The 450-nt window shown below is 66.4% G+C and carries 1 protein-coding gene; it reads right to left on the bottom strand.

Annotation, left to right across the window (positions count from 1 at the left end):
• The coding region (locus tag RBH18_RS43975) for a helix-turn-helix domain-containing protein (RefSeq protein ID WP_306216462.1) at positions 1-450 on the bottom strand (450 nt) is incomplete at both ends.

Here is a 450-nt window from a genome sequence, read left to right as displayed (position 1 = left end):
GTCATCGATCCAGCACAGGATTTCGACATCGTCGCCGGGTCGGGTGTCGGGCCGGGTGAGCCGGTAATGGGTGAAGTCGGCTTGCCAGCATTCGTTGGGTTGTTCGGCAGCGAAGCGGATGTAAGACGATTTCGGGCGTTTAGCCGGCTCCGCAACGATGAGCCCTTGTGCGCTGAGGTGCCGGGCGATGGTGGCGCGGGAAATGGTGATGTGGTGCTGGTGTTGCAGGTGCCAGCGGATCGTGTCGGGACCGGCGTCGAGGCCTCGTTCGGTGAGGTCTTTGCGCAGGGCCACGATCAGGTCGATCACCGGTTGTTCGAGTGCGGCCGGTGAGGTGTGCGGGCGCCGCGAGCGGGGCTGGTAGGCGGCTTCGCCCTCGGTGCGGTAGCGGGCCATCAGCTTGGACACCCAGCCCTTGGACACCCCGTAGGCGCGGGCGACCTCGGCCTG

This window comes from Actinoplanes oryzae, from assembly GCF_030757795.1.
In the GTDB taxonomy this organism is placed as follows: domain Bacteria; phylum Actinomycetota; class Actinomycetes; order Mycobacteriales; family Micromonosporaceae; genus Actinoplanes.
Note: the sequence above shows the minus strand (reverse complement) of the source record. Positions and strands in the feature narration are given on the sequence as shown.